General features: G+C 35.9%; 16 protein-coding genes. 6 read left to right on the top strand and 10 right to left on the bottom strand.

The features are described from left to right. Window positions 1-19: 19 nt before the first annotated feature. From AC6CHK_RS15105 to AC6CHK_RS15090, 4 genes are all read right to left on the bottom strand, one after another. Window positions 20-2,872, bottom strand: coding sequence for a M16 family metallopeptidase (locus AC6CHK_RS15105; RefSeq protein ID WP_498097510.1), 2,853 nt, complete (start codon window positions 2,870-2,872; stop codon window positions 20-22). Between the two features lie 150 nt (window positions 2,873-3,022). Beyond that, window positions 3,023-3,709, bottom strand: a complete 687-nt coding sequence (locus AC6CHK_RS15100; protein WP_498097508.1) for a hypothetical protein — start codon at window positions 3,707-3,709, stop codon at window positions 3,023-3,025. Window positions 3,710-3,815: 106 nt separating this feature from the next. Next, window positions 3,816-4,556: a DUF6261 family protein gene (locus tag AC6CHK_RS15095; protein WP_498097506.1), complete on the bottom strand. Its 741-nt coding sequence runs from the start codon at window positions 4,554-4,556 to the stop codon at window positions 3,816-3,818. 675 nt (window positions 4,557-5,231) lie between these two features. Next, window positions 5,232-5,603, bottom strand: coding sequence for a helix-turn-helix domain-containing protein (locus AC6CHK_RS15090; protein WP_498097504.1), 372 nt, complete (start codon window positions 5,601-5,603; stop codon window positions 5,232-5,234). A gap of 164 nt (window positions 5,604-5,767) precedes the next feature. Between AC6CHK_RS15090 and AC6CHK_RS15085 the strand changes: the two genes are divergently transcribed. Genes AC6CHK_RS15085 through AC6CHK_RS15060 form a run of 6 tightly spaced genes read left to right on the top strand, consistent with a single transcriptional unit; the run spans window position 5,768 to window position 9,423 of the window. Beyond that, the gene (locus tag AC6CHK_RS15085) at window positions 5,768-7,126 is read left to right on the top strand and encodes a hypothetical protein (protein ID WP_498097502.1); all 1,359 of its coding nucleotides are present in this window, start codon (window positions 5,768-5,770) and stop codon (window positions 7,124-7,126) included. 12 nt (window positions 7,127-7,138) lie between these two features. Continuing rightward, complete coding sequence (locus AC6CHK_RS15080; RefSeq protein WP_498097500.1) at window positions 7,139-7,723, top strand: DUF6705 family protein; 585 nt, start codon at window positions 7,139-7,141, stop codon at window positions 7,721-7,723. An 8-nt stretch (window positions 7,724-7,731) separates the two neighbouring features. Continuing rightward, window positions 7,732-8,295 (top strand): DUF6705 family protein, encoded by a 564-nt coding sequence (locus AC6CHK_RS15075; protein ID WP_498097498.1) that lies wholly within the window; start codon window positions 7,732-7,734, stop codon window positions 8,293-8,295. 8 nt (window positions 8,296-8,303) lie between these two features. Further along, complete coding sequence (locus AC6CHK_RS15070; protein WP_498097496.1) at window positions 8,304-8,852, top strand: DUF6705 family protein; 549 nt, start codon at window positions 8,304-8,306, stop codon at window positions 8,850-8,852. Next, window positions 8,852-9,286 (top strand): DUF6705 family protein, encoded by a 435-nt coding sequence (locus AC6CHK_RS15065; protein ID WP_498097494.1) that lies wholly within the window; start codon window positions 8,852-8,854, stop codon window positions 9,284-9,286. Before AC6CHK_RS15070 ends, AC6CHK_RS15065 begins: the two co-directional genes overlap by 1 nt. Continuing rightward, a complete protein-coding gene (locus AC6CHK_RS15060) occupies window positions 9,232-9,423 on the top strand; it encodes a hypothetical protein (RefSeq protein WP_498097520.1) in 192 nt (63 codons plus the stop codon). Before AC6CHK_RS15065 ends, AC6CHK_RS15060 begins: the two co-directional genes overlap by 55 nt. Window positions 9,424-9,521: 98 nt before the next feature. Here the strand turns inward: AC6CHK_RS15060 and AC6CHK_RS15055 are convergent, their stop codons facing one another. The 6 genes from AC6CHK_RS15055 to AC6CHK_RS15030 all read right to left on the bottom strand — a co-directional run bounded on the left by AC6CHK_RS15055 (window position 9,522) and on the right by AC6CHK_RS15030 (window position 17,647). Next, window positions 9,522-10,856: a trigger factor gene (locus AC6CHK_RS15055; protein ID WP_498097492.1), complete on the bottom strand. Its 1,335-nt coding sequence runs from the start codon at window positions 10,854-10,856 to the stop codon at window positions 9,522-9,524. 139 nt (window positions 10,857-10,995) lie between these two features. Continuing rightward, window positions 10,996-11,568 carry a hypothetical protein gene (locus AC6CHK_RS15050; protein ID WP_498097490.1) on the bottom strand — a complete coding sequence of 191 codons (573 nt, stop codon included), beginning with the start codon at window positions 11,566-11,568 and terminating at the stop codon, window positions 10,996-10,998. A gap of 25 nt (window positions 11,569-11,593) precedes the next feature. Beyond that, window positions 11,594-13,969 carry a TonB-dependent receptor gene (locus tag AC6CHK_RS15045; RefSeq protein ID WP_498097488.1) on the bottom strand — a complete coding sequence of 792 codons (2,376 nt, stop codon included), beginning with the start codon at window positions 13,967-13,969 and terminating at the stop codon, window positions 11,594-11,596. 209 nt (window positions 13,970-14,178) lie between these two features. Further along, the gene (locus AC6CHK_RS15040; protein WP_498097486.1) at window positions 14,179-14,535 is read right to left on the bottom strand and encodes a hypothetical protein; all 357 of its coding nucleotides are present in this window, start codon (window positions 14,533-14,535) and stop codon (window positions 14,179-14,181) included. A 136-nt stretch (window positions 14,536-14,671) separates the two neighbouring features. Then, window positions 14,672-16,591, bottom strand: coding sequence for an ABC-F family ATP-binding cassette domain-containing protein (locus AC6CHK_RS15035; RefSeq protein WP_498097484.1), 1,920 nt, complete (start codon window positions 16,589-16,591; stop codon window positions 14,672-14,674). A 138-nt stretch (window positions 16,592-16,729) separates the two neighbouring features. Next, window positions 16,730-17,647 (bottom strand): hypothetical protein, encoded by a 918-nt coding sequence (locus AC6CHK_RS15030; protein ID WP_498097482.1) that lies wholly within the window; start codon window positions 17,645-17,647, stop codon window positions 16,730-16,732.

Genomic DNA, 17,647 nt, shown 5'->3' with positions numbered 1-17,647 from the left:
ATTCAATTAATAATAAAAATTATTTGCTTGTTGACGCTGTAGCTTTACCTGCTTCAGCTTTTTTTGGTGCATTTTCCCAACCGTCTTCCGGCATCAGAGTAGCAACAATTCTGTTTTTCGTAAGATATTTTTTAGCAACATCCTGCAAATCTTTTACGGTTAAAGCTTTTACTTTATCCTGATAATTCAGAATTTCATATTTATCGCTTCCGTCATATTGATTTTGCGTAAGCTGATTCATCCAATACATATTGTCTTTCATATTGGTTTTATCATCATTATATTCACCTTCTTTGTACTTATCAAGATCTTTTTGCTCCGGACCTTTCTCGATCAGCTTCTGAAGTTCTGCGATTGCACTTTTCGTAAGCTTATCGGCATTTTCAGGCCCACAAGGGAAACTGATAGAAAAATTATAAACTCCGTAAGGTACTTTGCTCATACCGCCTCTTGCTCCACCGCCGTAGATACCACTTTCATCTTCTCTTAATTTTTCAATCACTTTGATGGTTGCGACTTCTCCTAAAGCAGATAATGCCAAATCATCTTTTTCGTTATAAGGAGCTTCTCCCGAATACGAAATGCTAACCAGACTTTTAGGATCTTTTCCTTTTTTATACACTTTGGTATAATCTCCTGTTACAGATCTGTAACCCGTGTCTTTGAAAGTCGTGGTTTTTCCTGCAGATGGTAAGCTTGCAATATACTGTAAAACTTCATTTTTAAATTGAGTTTCATCAATATTTCCTACAAAATAGAAATGGAAATTACCTGCATTGGCAAATTTCTCTTTATAAATATCATATGCTTTTTTGTAATCTGTTGCTGCCCAATCCTTTTCCATCGGGATGATGCCTATAAATCTCGGGTTGTTTTGATTCATAAATTTGGCATGCTCACTTGAAAAATAAAACTGCGGATTTGACAGCATATTATCCATCATTGCAGATTGCTTTTGTTTGTAAGCATTAAATGCTTCAGGGCTATAATTTAATCCTGTAAAATAAGCATATAAAAGCTCCATTGCCGTTCCGAGGTCTTTTTGAGAAGTTCTTCCCGAAATACCTTCTACATAATTTCCGACAAAAGGATTTACGCTTACCTGTTTTCCGGCTAAATAGTTGGTAAGATCAGATTTAGATAAACCATTAACGCCTGCTTCCGGCAACGCAGAATAAGCGAATTGCGTTTTGTTGTATTCAGCATCAGGAACCAAAGAGCTTCCGCCTAAGCTTCTCGTCGTGAAAACAATTTCGTCATCCTTAAAGTTTGTTTTTTTGAAGGTTACCTTTGCGCCATTGCTCAAAGTCCATGTTGTAGTTCCTAATTTTGCATCTGTTTCTGTTTTGGCAATTTTACCTTCAGATTTGAATGGTTTTACCAGGTGTTTAATTTCAGCTTTTTCTTCGTAAGGTTTAAGATCGGCCATTTTTACATTCTCGAAAGTCTTTAGAACCATTGCTTCCGTAGGCATCGTTACATTGTCTTTTTTAGGACCCGTAATGATGATTACCCTGCTGTCGTCTTTTACCATTTTTTTGATAACATCATTGGTCTGAGCCAGCGTTACAGACGGTAAAAATTTCTTTGTATCTTCATATTCCCAAGCGATGCCGGGCATAGGCTCCTGCTCCAGGAAGTTTCTTACATATTCATCCACCAACATATCGCTTTCTGTTTTATCACGATTATTGTACGCTCTTTCCAGGTTTGAGATAATCTGAGATTTTGCTCTGTCTAATTCACTTTGTGTAAATCCGAATCTTTTAGCTCTTTCAGTTTCTTCCAAAAGTACATTCAGCGCATTGAGCTGGCTTCCTTCTTTCGTCACAGCAAAACCCTGAAAAGCTTCTTTTGTTCTTGCGTAAGTTCCGCCATGATAAACAGAACCGTAAGTAAACGGCGGATTATTTGAATTGATCAATTCTCTCAATCTGTTGTTCAGCATTGTTGTAGCCAGGTTTTCTATCAAACTTTGATTGTATTGCTCTACCGTAACATCCGGCTGATAAGAATCTGCATCTTTCATTACAAACTGAACCATAGAATTAGTAGCATCAGGATCAGTTTCTATTGCAACAAGGGTTTCTTTATGATTGGGTAGGTCAAAAGTTTTTCTTTCTCTCGGCTTTGCAGGGTTTTTATATTTACCGAAGTTTTCTTTTATTTTTTTCTCAACTTCTTCTACATTGATGTCTCCCACCACTACAATCGCCATAAGATCCGGTCTGTACCAGTCTTTATGGAACTGTCTTATCACATCCGGTTTGAAGTTTTGAAGCACATCTTTCGTACCGATCGGCAATCTGTTTGCGTATTGTGATTTGTGAAGTAATTTTGGCAGATATTTGTCAGACATTCTCTTGTCTGCTCCCAAACCAAGTCTCAATTCTTCCAACACAACTCCTCTTTCTTTATTGATCTGCTCATCGGTAAGTGTTGCATTAAATGCCCAGTCTTCCATTACTTTAAGGCCGGCATCAAGATTTCCGGGCTTATCTAGCGGAACTGGAAGCATGTAAACCGTTTCGTCAAAACTTGTATAAGCGTTAAGATGCTGACCGAATTTTACTCCGATCGACTGTAAAAAGTCTACCAGTTTATTATCTGGAAAGTTTTTAGTTCCGTTGAAGTTCATATGCTCCATAAAGTGAGCTAAACCCCTTTGGTTTTCATCTTCTAAAATAGAACCTGCATTGATTGCCAGGCGGAAATCTACTTTCTTTTCAGGTAAATTATTCTTTTTGATGTAATACTTCATTCCGTTGGGAAGAGTTCCTGTCTTTACAGAAGGATCCATAGGAATATTTTGTGCAAATGCGTTGGCAGACATCAGTACAATGACTGCAAATGACGATAAAATTTTTTTCATACGGTTTAACTTTTATAAACTGCCATAAAAATATACATTATTCACAACTCAATGAAACTTTTAATGATGAATTATAGTTAAACTTCCGTTAAAGTTTTAAAAAATAAAAAAACCGGACATACATCCGGTTTCTATCGCTTATCAATTGTTTTATTTAAAATCTGCGTCGCTTACTCCAGAATTCAGCGTTATTTTATTGGTTTTGATCGTTACCGTTTGGCCACCGCCTTTAGCTTCGATCAGTTCCGGGAACTTAATTCCATCTACAGTCATATAGCTTTTCATTATAGCTTCCCCTTGAGAAGTTTCTGCCTTATAAAGCAATCCTGTAGCGACGTCAAAATAAAATTTACCTTTATCCGAAGACAAAACATGATAATCTTTATTATCAATCTTTTCAGAAGCTACCGACTGAAATTTTGAAGCTTCGTACCCTAAAGCGTCAATTGTCTGGCTTTTCTTCAGTTCTGCCAATTGATCTGCCGGAAAATCGGTTTTGGTTCCCATTTGGTTCATATATCCTTTTTCGCCGTCAAAAACCTGGGTCATCTCCTGCCCCATCACATTCTGTACAGATTTAAATTTATTCCCCATCTTTTTTGTGGTAGAATTGATCTCCATCCCTTGAGCAGAAATGGTATTTTCAATCACTGTAGATTTTACAGCTTCCAGCTTTGCTTTTCCTCCAAGAGCAGTCAAATAATTATCAATCACCTGTTTTGGTGTCATTTGTGAAGTAGCAGATGCTGACTGCACGGTAGCGGTAGATGTTTTTTGTGCGAATCCTGAAGTGGAAAAAAGTACGGCACAGAAAAACGGTACAACAATCTTTTTCATATAATTAAATTTTAGTCATGTAAAGATATGAATATTGCCCGATAACTGATTATTAAGTTTTATTACATAAAAAAAGCCGCCAAAAAACTGGCGGCTTTCAAATTCTTTAAACTGTTGGCGTTTCACTATCATCATTACCTGATGTCCCTTTTCTGCTGACCAGCAACATATTGTATTGTGCTGCGAGGGCATTGAGCTGATTGATGACCGTAGTGTATGGCGAAGGCGGCGTTTCTACCAACAGGTGAAGTGCATCTATCCTGTCGCGAAGGGCATAATAGGCAACGTTAGCCTCTTCTCTTTTGGCTTTGATTGTTTCAGGATTGGCATCGCCGTACTCCTGTGTTCTGGAAAGATATTTTGTATTGAACTCTTCGTTGGCGGTTTTCATTTCGCTCACCCATGCCGACAGATCAAAAGCTGCTATTGCATTGGCAAGTTCCGGTTTGTTTTCCCAGTCGCGCAGAAGATTGTTGAGTGTAGATGTTTCTGCCTGATAATTGAGGCGGGCGATTCCTCCACCGTACAGTGCCATATTGTTGAGGAGCGCTTGGGCATTCTGTTTTTTGACGTTGTCAAAATGGTAGCTTTGCGATACCAGGAAATAATAGATCCCGTTGATGGCATCATCCCTCCTTTGATCCAGTGTTAAAACCTTCTGAGTCTGTTCGCTGGCAAGGGCTTTTTTGAAAAGTGCTTCAAGCTCGGTAGTTTTCCCTGTAAAAGCGGCTAGTTTGTTGTCAATCTCTAAAGACTCGGGGTTGTTGAGGTTGATGATTCCTGCAAAGTCTTTCATGTACTGCAGATACTCCGCATTGCGGAGCTTTGGTAGATCGATAGCGTTCATATTTGTGTTTTTTAGTTGTTAACTGAATACTAAAGTAAGAATAAAAACAATACGATGATGAAAAAATAAAAATATTTTTGAAATATGTTTATATTTTTGTTAATAATCTGAGCATATTTTACGAAGATACTTAAAAACGATACAGGTTGAGTGTTTTTATTATTGTAATCCGGGGAGTTCCGAATGGGTATTCTTGGTTTTTTCGCAAAGGCGCAAGTTTTGGCAATACGAAATATTTTAAGGCGCAGGACAATCAAAAATTTCGACTCTTCACAAACTGCTTCACACAATCAATTTTATCAAAGATAAAATCCTTGCGTCTTAAAAAAAGTATAAATAGTAAAATCTTAGCGCCTTTGCGAAAAAACCAACAAAGATATTTAAAACGAGATTATTTAGTAAACAAATATGATGTAAAAAGCAGAATAAAATACATACTATATGTTGCAGGCAAAAGGCAGAAAAAAACAGAGAACATCAGCGATGTCATGTTGAGCCTTTCGAAGCATCTCTATAATCCCGCAATCACTTTTATCCGAAAACCTCCAACATCCCTGCAAGAGGTTTTCGGAGCTTCCCGAAAGTACGTTACTAGGGTGCGACAGGTTTTCGGAGCTTCCCGAAAGTCTGTTGCAGGGGTGCGACAAGCTTTCGGGAAAAGCAGAAAGCGATGGGCTAACCCTTGGCCTTGTTTTTCCAGTAGTTTACCTGATCTTTCAGCTCTTCGATGCGCTCTTCGTATTGCTCTACCAGCTTTTCTGATAAGAATGAATTTATCGTCGTTATAGTTCCAACATTTTGAAATGCAAATCCTCCTAGTTGATCTAAACTACTAAAGTTATTGGTTTCATCAGTTAGAAAATCTTCGGGTTTTACTTCTAAGATTTCGCTTAGCTTTTCTATATGGGCAGCCCAAGAGTGGCTTTCTCCGGTCTCTATGCGTGCATAGGCAGATTGCGAAATATGCAGCCTTTCTGCCATATCGTCCTGAGAAAAACCTTTAGACTTTCTCAGTCTTTTTATTTTTTCTGCCACGTTGTTGGTCATATCGTTTATTTTGAAACAAATATAAAAATAATTTCCTTTAAAAAAGTTACCCGAAAAAAGGGTAAGATTATGCGGAAACAGGTTTTGTAACATGAAAAATATTCTACATTTTTGTAATGAAGAAAAATTTTATATATTTAGGATTCTAATAACACAAAAAAATTATGAGAAAAAACATTACTCTCGGGCTTTGCCTGCTCACGGCTATACTGCTGTCAATCTACTCCTGTCGTACGGACGAAGACTATCTCAAAAACAAGGATGCTGCTGCTGCTCAATCTAAAAAGTTTTCGGTATTCACCTCCAAAGACAACCAGCCCGTCAACTATGCAGACGGATTCAGGACGCTACTCGAGCGACATGATGAGATCAATGGCGAGCAGCATACCGTAAAAGCCATGAAAAATGCATTGTCAAAGTCTTCTGATGTGAGCGGCGAGTATGTAGAGTTCAACATCCGCTCTCAGGATATCATTGTTCATGAAAATGACCGATATATTCTTTTTCCTTTCATTAAAAACTACAAGGTAGAAGGCATTGTAGCCGCTATTCTAAAAGATGATGAAACAAAAGTAGATTTTGTAAAAGTAGACCTGCAAAGTGATTATTATCAAAAGATACTGGAACAGTTCAGGGAACAATATCAGAAAAGCACTTCACAAAATAAATCTGCCAATAAAGGTATAGACGGTCCTTGTGGGTTTCCCGGAGCTCCGCCATGTGATATTGATGTAGTGATCATTACAATTCCTACACCTCCGGATACCGGAGGAATCACTTTCCCACCGGGTGGAAGCATTTCGTCGGGAGAGTGCAGCAAATTTCAGGACTGTCTACATAATGATTTTCTAAACGGAGGCGGAACAAATAACCCTACTGATTCTACGCAGACTAAAACACCGTGTGAGAAAACAAAAGCGATAGTAAATAATCCCAAAATGGAAGCCGGCCTTAAAGAGCTGAAAGATCAATCTGCCCTTCCTAAAACGGATCCCAACTATGGAGAGAAAGGAATAAAATTCAAAGCAGACGGAACGCCTTCTGCAACCATAACAGGAGAAGATCACAAAGTAAATTTCGGAGACAAGACAGGCTACGAAGGAGGATATCACAATCATACCGAAGCCGGAATACCTATGTTTTCCCCGCCGGACATAGACCAGTTATTAGCTTTTGCAAGAGCACAACCTACCTCAAACCCAAGTAATGTAAATAATGCTTATTTAGGGATGGTTGCTCCCAATGGTACGCATTATGTAATAACGTTTGGTGGAAATTATCTTGATTCGACAACAAATTTCTCACAGGAACAATTGGATGATCTTGGAAGAGATTATCAAACGAGAAGTGCCTTATATAATTCTTTAGGACAATCCGGATTAGAAAAATTATTTTTTAGCACTTTAAAAGATATGGGATTGGAAGGTAAGGTATCTCTACAAAGAATAGAAAGTAATGGAACAATAAATACGATAATTAAAAATAATGATGGAACAAGATCAGATATACCTTGTCCTAATTAATAAATAAAAGAAATGAAAAACATAATTTTAAAAATAGTATTAGCTTTTGTGTTAGTTTGTAGCTTTTCATGTAAAGCACAACAAATTTACCCTCTGAAAACGGATTATACAGAAATTCCTCAAAATTCTTATCTAAAAGATTTAAATAATGAGTTAGATGCTTTTGTAGGTAATTGGCAAGGTAATTTTAATGGAAATATAATTTCCTTATTTATAACCAAAGAAATACATAAGTTTTTTAATGGTAGTAAATATCAATATTATAGAGATGTATTATCTATGAAATATACAATTAAAAGCTCCTCAGGGATAACCTTACAAAATACTCAAAATACATTATTTTCACCAAACCAAATAAGGCATACAATTTACAGTCAGTGGCCAGAGGATAATGGAAAGACACTTTTGTTTTACTACGGAGGAACAAATTGTAGTGTGGGCTGGGGAACTATTATATTAAAAAAACTTAACACAACACAAATATCTTGGGAATATCGTCCTAATGATATTATCGTTGATGATAGCAGATGCCCTCCCGGAACAGATACTACTATATATCTTCCTGAAACGAAGGATTTAATCTTTATTAAACAATAGTGAGGAGCTTGATAGTATTTTTAGGGGTGTTTGTTGTGTTTTCATGTAAAGCACAACAAATCTATCCTTTAAATACGGATTATACTACTATACCAAATAATTCTTATATAAAAGATTTCAATAATGAATTAGATAATTATATTGGAAATTATAAAGCCACTTTTGATGGTAATCAAATAAACTTATTTATTACTAAACAACCCTATAAATTAATGCAAATTGGAAATAATAATTTTTATAAAGATATACTTTCAATAAGATACCAAGTTATAAATTCTTCTGGAGTAATGCTCCAGGACACTCAAAATATGAGCTTCCAACCAAATCAGCTACGTTTTGCTATTTATAGTATCATAACACGACCAAATTTACAAGTAGTGTCATTCAGTTATGGTGGAACGAATTGTGCAGTTGGGAATGGTTTGATTTATTTGAAGAAACTTAACACAACACAAATATCTTGGGAATATCGTCCTAATGATATTATCGTTGATGACAGCAGATGTCCTCCCGGAACAAATACTACTATATATCTTCCTGAAACGAAGGATTTAATCTTTACGAAGCAATAGTGAGGAGCTTGATAGTATTTTTAGGATTGTTTGTTGTGTTTTCATGTAAAGCACAAGAATATCCGCTAAATACTGATTTTAGAAATATCCCTGATTATTCTTATTTAAAAGATTTAAATAATGAATTGGATCCATATATCGGGACTTACAAAGCTACTTATGATGGGAAACAAATAACATTATTTATTACAAAAGAGTCCCATAAATTAATTGAATATACAGATCAAAAGTTTTACAGAGATGTGTTATCTATAAAATTTACAGTAAAAAATTCTAACGGTGTTATTCTGCAGAATACTTATGCAATAAATACTCAAAATAATTCTATATACAGTATGAGAATAAATCCGTATCATAATATTCTAACATTTAATTATAGGGGAACAAATTGTGGTGTGGGAAATGGTTTAATATATTTAAAAAAACTTAGTTCAACACAAGTTTCTTGGGAGTATCGTCCAGATGATATTATCGTTGACGACAGCAAATGCCCTCCCGGAACAGATACAACAATATATCTTCCAGAAACAAAGGATTTAATCTTTACTAAACAGTAGTGAGGAGCTTGATATTATTTTTAGGGGTGTTTGTTGTGTGTTCTTGTAAAGCACAGCAAATTTACCCTCTGAAAACTGATTATACAGAAATTCCTCAAAATTCTTATCTACAAGATTTAAATAATGAGTTAGATGCTTTTGTAGGTAATTGGCAAGGTAATTTTAATGGAAATATAATTTCCTTATTTATAACCAAAGAAATACATAAGTTTTTTAATGGTAGTAAATATCAATATTATAGAGATGTATTATCTATGAAATATACAATTAAAAGCTCCTCAGGGATAACCTTACAAAATACTCAAAATACATTATTTTCACCAAACCAAATAAGCATACAATTTACAGTCAGTGGCCAGAGGATAATGGAAAGACACTTTTGTTTTACTACGGAGGAACAAATTGTAGTGTGGGCTGGGGAACTATTATATTAAAAAAACTTAACACAACACAAATATCTTGGGAATATCGTCCTAATGATATTATCGTTGATGATAGCAGATGCCCTCCCGGAACAGATACTACTATATATCTTCCTGAGATAAAAGATTTGGTATTTACAAAACAGTAATGAGAAGCCTCTTCGGAGGCTTTTTTTGTCTTTAATAATATAGGCAATAACAAAAAACCTCCAAACAATTGGAGGTTTAATATTTTCTATAAAATAAATTACTTTTTAAGTTCTTCTAAAAACTCGTCGTGAGAGATTTTAGTTTCTTTTTTCGTAGCCTTTTCAAGGATAACGTCTTTTAGTTTTGCCATTGCAACTTCAGAAGAGATTTGTCTTACCTGCTCTTGATCTTTCAACATTTCAACAGCATATTTTTGGATTTCCTCGTCTCCTAAATGATGAATTCCGTAGATCGCCAATTGGTTTCTTACCAACTGCTCAGCCTGAGCCAAAACATCAGCGTAATCTAATTGGATATCGTTATCGCTCATCAATTTACCTTCAATGATCTGATATTTCAATTGATTTTTTTCAGCTTCAAGAATTTGTTTAGCCTGCTCTTCCGACTGAATATTCTGATTAGAGAAAACCAACCATTTCGTTAAGAATTCTTCCGGAAGTTTTACTTCTTCTTTTTCAGAAACCTGCTCCAATACTTTATTTACAAAATGTACATCTGCATTTTGCTGGAAATATTCATCAAGCTCAGTTTTTACTTTTTCTTTAAGCTCGTCTTCAGACTTGATGTTTCCTTCTCCGTATACTTTATCAAATAATTCCTGATTAAGTTCTGCCAAATTTAAGTTGTAGAAATCTTTTACTTTCACTTCTACTTCAGCATGATGCAAGTGCTCAGCTTCTTCTTTGCTGAATCCTAATTCTTTAGCCAAAGTTTCGTTTTCAGCAAGAGTTTCTTTAGAAACTTTCACAGACTCATCCATTTTCAAAGATTTTACCAATTTGAAAGCATCTTTGTTTTCAGCGGTAATGGTAACGTTCTTTGGCTGGTGATGATGCTCACCTTCAGCATCTTCTTCAACAACTTGAGAAATTTCTAAAGCAACGTAAGAATCTTTAGAGATCTTATCTTGCGGAACCTGCTCTGCAAAACGCTTTTGCATGTTTTCGATGCTTTTGCTGATCTCTTTTTCCGAAGCTTCTACTTTATAATGCGGAGCCTCATATTTAGCCAAATCTATAGTAAATTCTGGTTCATAACCAACTTCAAAAGCAACTTCCAATTTTTCAGCATTGTGATTGAAATCATTCACTGGTTGAGGTACTGGCTGACCAACTAATCTTAGTTTGTTTTCGTTGATATAGTTATTCAAAGCATCAGAAACTTGTTTGTTGATTTCTTCGAATGCAATCCCTGCTTCATATTGCTTTCTAACCATACTCAAAGGCACTTTTCCTTTTCTAAAACCAGGAACTTGTGCGTTTTTAGCATAATTAATCAATTGCTTTTCTACTTTTTCTTTGTAGTCAGATTTCTCCAATGTTACTGTAAGCAATGCACTTACATCATCATGGTTTTTTGCGGTAACCTTCATTATTGATTAAAATTTTAGGTTGCAAAAATATGAATTTTTTATCAAAATATCCCATTAAAGACAAATTCTTCCCGCCAAATTTCATAAAAAAGAAAGCCACCGAAAATATCAGTGGCTTTTTTTACATTACAGTAAGTTTTTAGTGAACATCAAGATTAATGAAAACATCTACGTCGCTTTCACCTCCAACTGTAGTCCCAAGCTGATTATCGACAGAAGGAAAATTATCATTTACCGAAGTTGGTGTATGAACTAGTTTGATATTTACTTTACCTGTAGGAGCTGCACTTGTGATGGTCCATTGTGTTCTTAGTCCCAGTTTTTTACCGTCGGTTCTTACAATATCATTTGCTGCTCTTTTTACTTTTATATCTGAATTTGAAAAAAGGTATGTAATAAAGTGTTCGTCTTTTTCTTCCTCGATTTCGCCATTTGCACTGTCATAATGATCGTTGTGCATCGTCTGAAAATCAAGTTCTACATTGTAAACGTCACCAATATGCCCATGAATAGGAGCATCAGCAATTCCGCCAATTACATTGATGGTTTGCACATCAGTAGCATCTGCATTATTTGTAAGCTTTACCACTACCTTTCCGATTTCCTCATGCTCGTGGATATCTTCAGGAATATCGTTTCCGTCATCTGATCTACAAGAGAACATTAAAAGTGCTGCAAAAAGTACGAGTGTAATGTTGAATAATTTTTTCATTTGATTTAATTTTAAATATTAATAATTAGAAATTGTATTTAAGAGTAAGGATAAAATTCCTTCCGGATTCCGGCATAAAATATCTGAGTCTGTTCAGATATTCGCGATACTCTGTATTAAATAGGTTATTGATTCTGAAATTAAGATTCAGATTTTTAAATAGATCTGCTCCAACCGAAGCATTAAATAAAGCATAAGCCGCAGGAGTAGAGCTTAGATCAACGGTTTCATTAATGATTTCGCCATCTTTAATGAATGTCACCGGAAGATTCCTGATCGGAAAACTTTTTTGCTTAAAAACATTTTGATTTTCAAGTTTTACATAAAAGTTTTTGGGAGCATTTAATTTGAATTCAACCGAGTTTCGTAGATTAGAAGGCATCATTAAAATCAACGGTTCGTTACTTGATAAATCATCACCTTTCAAAGCACTAAAGCCGGTATTCCATTTTAAATTATCGAGAATATTCAGCTCGGCATCGGCATCGATCCCAAAAATTCTTGCTTTGATCTGCTGATACGTCCAAACCGGAAAGACGCCTCTGTTTGTATAAAGCACACCTGTCGGAGTCTGATTAACAAAATTGTCTGAAACCATGATGTAAGGATTAGCCTCCAAATGCAAACCTTTCAAAACATTGAAATTCGCCGCCAGAGAAAGATTCGCCTGATAAACTGTTTCTTTGTTGATTTTCAAATCTCCTTCCTCGATCACTGCTGCTGAATGGTGAAGTCCGTCTGCAAATAATTCTGCAGGATTCGGAGTTCTTTCGGCTTTAGAAAGATTTAATTTAACTTCCACACTTTCAAAAGGCTTATAATCTAAACCGAGATTTGCAGAAAAATTATGATAATCTAAAATAGGTCTTGCCAAAATCCTGCTGTCGCTTTTCTTAACAAAAAAGTCAGGGAAAAGATTGGCATAATTAGCATTCCAATCGGTTTCATCATAATATTTATAGGCATCATATCTGCTGAAATCATATCTTGCCGCTGCTTCCGCATTCAGTTTTGCATTAAATCGATATTTGAAGACAGAAAAAGCGCCTGCATCATATCTGTAATAATCGGGAATCAACCTTCTGGCTTCGGTTCGCGGATCAGGATAATTGTCTTGAAAGCTTCCTGAAATCCCGCTTTCGAGACTCCAATTTGATCTTTCAAGCAAATGAACAAGGCTTGCAGAATGTGTAATCAACCTCAAATCCATCGATGGCTTATCGGCCAAATCACCTTTTCTGATGTCATATTCTTCCCTGTGATTCAACTGAAAACTATACTGAAAAGTCAGCTTTCCAAAATCTGCAAAACGTTTATAAGCAGAAAGCTTGGCAATATGATGTTCCACCTTTTGTTTGGGATGATCAATATTATAGCTGAAATCATCCAAAAAATAAGGCTGCCCAAAATTAATCGCCTTATAAAAATCTTCGGTGCTTGATAAATGCGCGCCTTTGAAAATACCAAATTCCTGATTGATTCCGCTGTACGAAACATCAAAACCCTGCATAAAGCTGTGATTTCCAAAAGAGAAATTAAAAGAATTAACTTCCGCTCCGGTATTTTGCAACGTATGATGCGGAATATAAAGATCTCCCACCTTTTTGTAGCTTCCGCCGGTTTTTACAAACCATTGGTTTTTCCAGGACTTTAAAATATTGGCTGAAATCTCGCCACCTCTTCCGTTCGAAATACCTGAAAGCTTAATATTTCCTTGCAAAGTATCCTTTTGGGGAATGGCTGCCGGCTCGAGAACGACAATTCCTCCGATACCTTCATTTCCATATTTCAAAGCGGATGCTCCTTTGATGACATCAATATGCTTGAAATCATTCACATCAATATTGGGCGCATGCTCTACTCCCCACTCCTGTTCGGCCATCTTCACACCATTGTTTAGAATAGAAATCCGGCTTCCGTACAAACCATGAATAACCGGTTTTGTAATATTATTACCTGTTTTCAGCGCAGTTACCCCCGAAAGTCTTGAAAGTAAATTCCCTAAATTTTCAGTGGAATTTCTTTCAATATCAGATTGGCCGAGCGTCTGCATAATTACAGAGCCTTTGCTTTTGTGGCTTCCGTGAAGGGTAACCGTTTCTATATCGCCAATGTGATGCTCTAAAGTTATCGCCAAATGCAAATCCTGTGTAACTCCTACATTTTCAGTATAATCATTACAAGCAGGATGTTTGGCAATGAGTATATAGTTTCCCTGCGGGATTTTATTAAAAGAAAACTTTCCGTTTTTATCTGTTTTGGCGGTGTAAGTCCCCAATTTTACCAAAGCATTTTCGAGCATGGTTTTATCATGGAAATCCTGAACCACGCCCTGAACCGTAAAAGTTTTTTGTGCGTTTGTAAATACTAATCCACAAAAGATCAGCATTATGCTATACATCAATTTCATTGTAAATAGATTGATTGCGTACTTTTAAAAAGTACATTTTTAAAATCGTGAGAAGTAATTACTTATTTAAATTGTATGATGTATATATTTCACATCAAGCTAATATTTAAATGCTCAACGTTCAATTAATGGTTTAATCTTCCATTAACAATCATTTTAAGCCTTAAAAAATTAGGCAAAATCAATAAGAAATCTGAGAATTAAGAAAGTGCGGGAGGTCCCCGAAGATGAAAAGTATATTTGGTCTGAGACCAGATTTCTTCCTGAATAGTAATGATTTGTTTTACTTCGTGCGAATAATTTTCGAAAGTAAAACTGAATTCTTCAGGAACCAAAGTGTTCCCGGTTGCCAAAAAATGACACGCCAGACAGTCGCCGGCTTTTTCTTTGGCTTCGGATTTTGAAATATTGTTTTCAGATTTTTTAAAATTAAAACCTATAAAAACATCCGCTGAATCGTGACTGTGAAAACTCGAAGAAAACAGCGCCAAAAAGTAGATCCCAAACATAAGCTTGGAAACAAAACTTTTAAATTGTCTGGTTTCTTTAAATATCATGTGTCAAAAATATGAATAATTATTTAAGTTTTACATTAAACTTGCTTAAAAACATTCTCCAAAACTTGATTATACGTCGTTTTGATTGGTACTTTGTTACAAAAATGCCTCTACTTTGTTCAAATATCATATTATGTTAAACTAATTGCGAGCCCAAATGTTCCCATTCCTGCAACGTAAGATCCAGCTCTTCTTTAATTTTATTATATTTTTCTAAAGTTTCTTCGGAAGGATTTTCTTTTGTAAAAGTGGCTTCCATTTCTTCGATCTTTAATTCGAGTTCGGAAATTTTTTCTTCCACTTTCTTTATTTTATTTTGAATATTTTTTTGTTCTTTACTGATAATCTGAGATTTTTCTTCAGCTTTAACTTCTTTTACGACTGGCCTAGCCGGAATTGTATCATCATGAAGCTTTGCTTTCTCGGCAGAAATTTCTCTGATCGATTCTTTCTGTCTGTATTCAAGATATTCGTTGATACTTCCAAGGAATTCTTTCATTTTACCATCTCGGAATTCGAAAATTTTATCACAAAGTCCTTGCAGGAATTCTCTGTCGTGAGAAATTACGATCAAAGTTCCTTCAAATTTCTGCAAAGCCAGCTTGATAATCTCTTTAGACTGAATATCCAGGTGATTGGTCGGCTCATCCATAATCAACGTATTGAAAGGACGCAGCAACAATTTACAAAGCGCCAAACGGTTTCTTTCACCTCCGGAAAGCACTTTCGTTTTCTTATTTACCGCTTCACCCTGAAAAAGGAAAGATCCCAGCAAATCCCTTACTCGAGGCCTCGTTTCTTCCGTTGCAGAATCTTCAGCTTCTTCCAAAACTGTTTTATTTGGCGTCAAAACCTCTTCCTGATTTTGAGCAAAATAGCCAATATTTACATTATGTCCTAAATTCCAGCTTCCTGAATAATCTTTAATATCTCCGGCAAGAATCTTGGCCAAAGTTGTTTTTCCTTGTCCGTTTTGCCCTAAAAGAGCAATTCTGTCACCTCGTTGAACGATGAAATCCACCTCATCAAAAATCTGTTTTTTTCCGTAAGCTTTTCCTAAGTTTTCCGCTTCAAAAATCACTTTTCCGGGAACGACAGATTGCACAAAACGGATATTAAATTTAGAAACATCTTCATTATCAACCTCAATACGGTCTATTTTATCTAATTTTTTAATAAGCGACTGCGCAAAAGACGCTTTTGTAGCACTTGCACGGAACTTATTAATATTATCTTCCATTTGCTTGATTTCCGCATCCTGATTCTTTTTAGCCTGAATCAGCTTTTCGCGACGTTCTTCACGCATTACCAAATATTTGGAATAATTGGCTTTATAATCATCAACTTTCCTGTTATTCACATCAAAAGTACGGTTACAAACCGCCGTCATAAACTGCTTGTCGTGACTTACCAAAACGATTGCGCCCGGATAATCTTTCAAAAAATTCTCCAGCCAGATGATCGATTCCATATCCAAATGGTTGGTTGGCTCATCGAGAAGCATCAAATCATTTTTTTGAAGAAGAAGCTTTGCCAATTCGATTCTCATCCTCCATCCACCGGAAAATTCGTCGGTAATTTTATGAAAATCATCAGCTTTAAAGCCTAATCCAAACAATACTTTTTCTACATCGCCTTCCAGATTGTAAGCGTCGTGATGCATCAAAAGATCATTCAGCTCTGTCATTTTGTTGATAATATCCGTATAAGCATCACTTTCATAGTCTGTTCTTGTAGCCAATTGATGGTTTACTTCCTCCAGTTCATTTTTCCAGGCATTGATCTGTTCGAAAGCCTGCATGGTTTCGTTCCAAACAGTTCTGCCTTTTACAAAGTCAAGATCCTGCTTTAGAAAACCGATCGTGATATTGCCTTCCGGAACTACAATTCCTTCAAAAAAAGTGATTTCCTTGGAAAGCATTTTCAGTAAAGTGGATTTTCCAGCTCCGTTTTTACCGACCAAACCAACTTTATCATCCTTTTTAATGGTGAAATTCACGTTTTGAAACAAATAGTTTCCCGAATGATGTAATCCTAAACCTTGAACCGAAAGCATCTTTTATGATAATTAATGATGAATAATGACTAATGAATATTTTTCGGGTGCAAAAATACGGAAAAAGAAATGAATGTACAGAAATAAAAAGAGTTGCCTAATAGACAACTCTTTTTAAATTAAAATGATTTGTTTTTATTAAAAATATCCGTTTTGTACACGAGAACGCGTTTTTTCAACCACTTTCCTGTAAATTTCTCCCATTCCTGAAAGTTTATCTACCGCAGAAAGCACAAGATCTTTATTTTTTAATGATAATCCCATATCTTCCACCGATAAAATTTCCGGAGTAAGACCTTTTGCCATTTTGGCTGTTGGCGTACCGTCTTTTACTCTTTTTTGTAATTCGGCAGCTTTTTTAGCATACAAATCATCCTGTACAAGATACAGCTCAAAGCTAATCTTACCGGCAGCAAGAGAATCTACCAAAGCAGCCTGCAATGCAATGAATTTTTTGTAAGTTGCCAAATCTGCAGCCACACGAATTCTTGTAGCGTCTAAAGCTGCTGATAATTCTACATCTCTGGGACTTTCCATAAGTCTGTAATAAATTGCGGTAGTCGTCACTGCTTCACTTCCAAAAGTCTCGTCATCCTGAATATTAATTGATGATGCATACAAAAAAGCAATAGTTCCCGGCTGCAACCTATTCATAGAAAAAGCCAAGCTGGCAGCAGAAGTAGATGATGATTTTGCCGCTTCTGCAACCGCATTCACAACATCTGCATAAGCATCAATAGCTGCACCACTCGCCAAACCTTCCGGATTTGTAGGATCTTTCACAGCCTTTACAGCTTTTAATGCCGAAACCACTACTCCGGCTATTTTATCTAAGCTAAATTCGCTTGTATATTCCGTTTTGATATTTGAAGTATAAGAAATCTCTCTCGCATCAGTAAGTTGCGCACTTGCCAAATGCTCGTCAATCTGCTTATAAAAATTAGCTTTATTTCTAGCTTCCTGAGATTCAATCATTGACTGAAGCTTGTCGATCTGTTCTTTTGCTTTTACTGTTTTATCTGCCACTCTTTCGACAGATGCTGTTCTACATGCCAT

The sequence above is a fragment of the Chryseobacterium sp. GQ58 genome (genome assembly GCF_059758895.1).
Note: the sequence above shows the minus strand (reverse complement) of the source record. Positions and strands in the feature narration are given on the sequence as shown.

Bases quoted from the DNA above. Each gene is read 5' to 3' on its own strand.
- AC6CHK_RS15105 (WP_498097510.1), bottom strand. From the start codon at position 2,872: ATGAAAAAAATTTTATCGTCATTTGCAGTCATTGTACTGATGTCTGCC.
- AC6CHK_RS15100 (WP_498097508.1), bottom strand. From the start codon at position 3,709: ATGAAAAAGATTGTTGTACCGTTTTTCTGTGCCGTACTTTTTTCCACT.
- AC6CHK_RS15095 (WP_498097506.1), bottom strand. From the start codon at position 4,556: ATGAACGCTATCGATCTACCAAAGCTCCGCAATGCGGAGTATCTGCAG.
- AC6CHK_RS15090 (WP_498097504.1), bottom strand. From the start codon at position 5,603: ATGACCAACAACGTGGCAGAAAAAATAAAAAGACTGAGAAAGTCTAAA.
- AC6CHK_RS15085 (WP_498097502.1), top strand. From the start codon at position 5,768: ATGAGAAAAAACATTACTCTCGGGCTTTGCCTGCTCACGGCTATACTG.
- AC6CHK_RS15080 (WP_498097500.1), top strand. From the start codon at position 7,139: ATGAAAAACATAATTTTAAAAATAGTATTAGCTTTTGTGTTAGTTTGT.
- AC6CHK_RS15055 (WP_498097492.1), bottom strand. From the start codon at position 10,856: ATGAAGGTTACCGCAAAAAACCATGATGATGTAAGTGCATTGCTTACA.
- AC6CHK_RS15050 (WP_498097490.1), bottom strand. From the start codon at position 11,568: ATGAAAAAATTATTCAACATTACACTCGTACTTTTTGCAGCACTTTTA.
- AC6CHK_RS15045 (WP_498097488.1), bottom strand. From the start codon at position 13,969: ATGTATAGCATAATGCTGATCTTTTGTGGATTAGTATTTACAAACGCA.
- AC6CHK_RS15040 (WP_498097486.1), bottom strand. From the start codon at position 14,535: ATGATATTTAAAGAAACCAGACAATTTAAAAGTTTTGTTTCCAAGCTT.
- AC6CHK_RS15035 (WP_498097484.1), bottom strand. From the start codon at position 16,591: ATGCTTTCGGTTCAAGGTTTAGGATTACATCATTCGGGAAACTATTTG.
- AC6CHK_RS15030 (WP_498097482.1), bottom strand. From the start codon at position 17,647: ATGGCATGTAGAACAGCATCTGTCGAAAGAGTGGCAGATAAAACAGTA.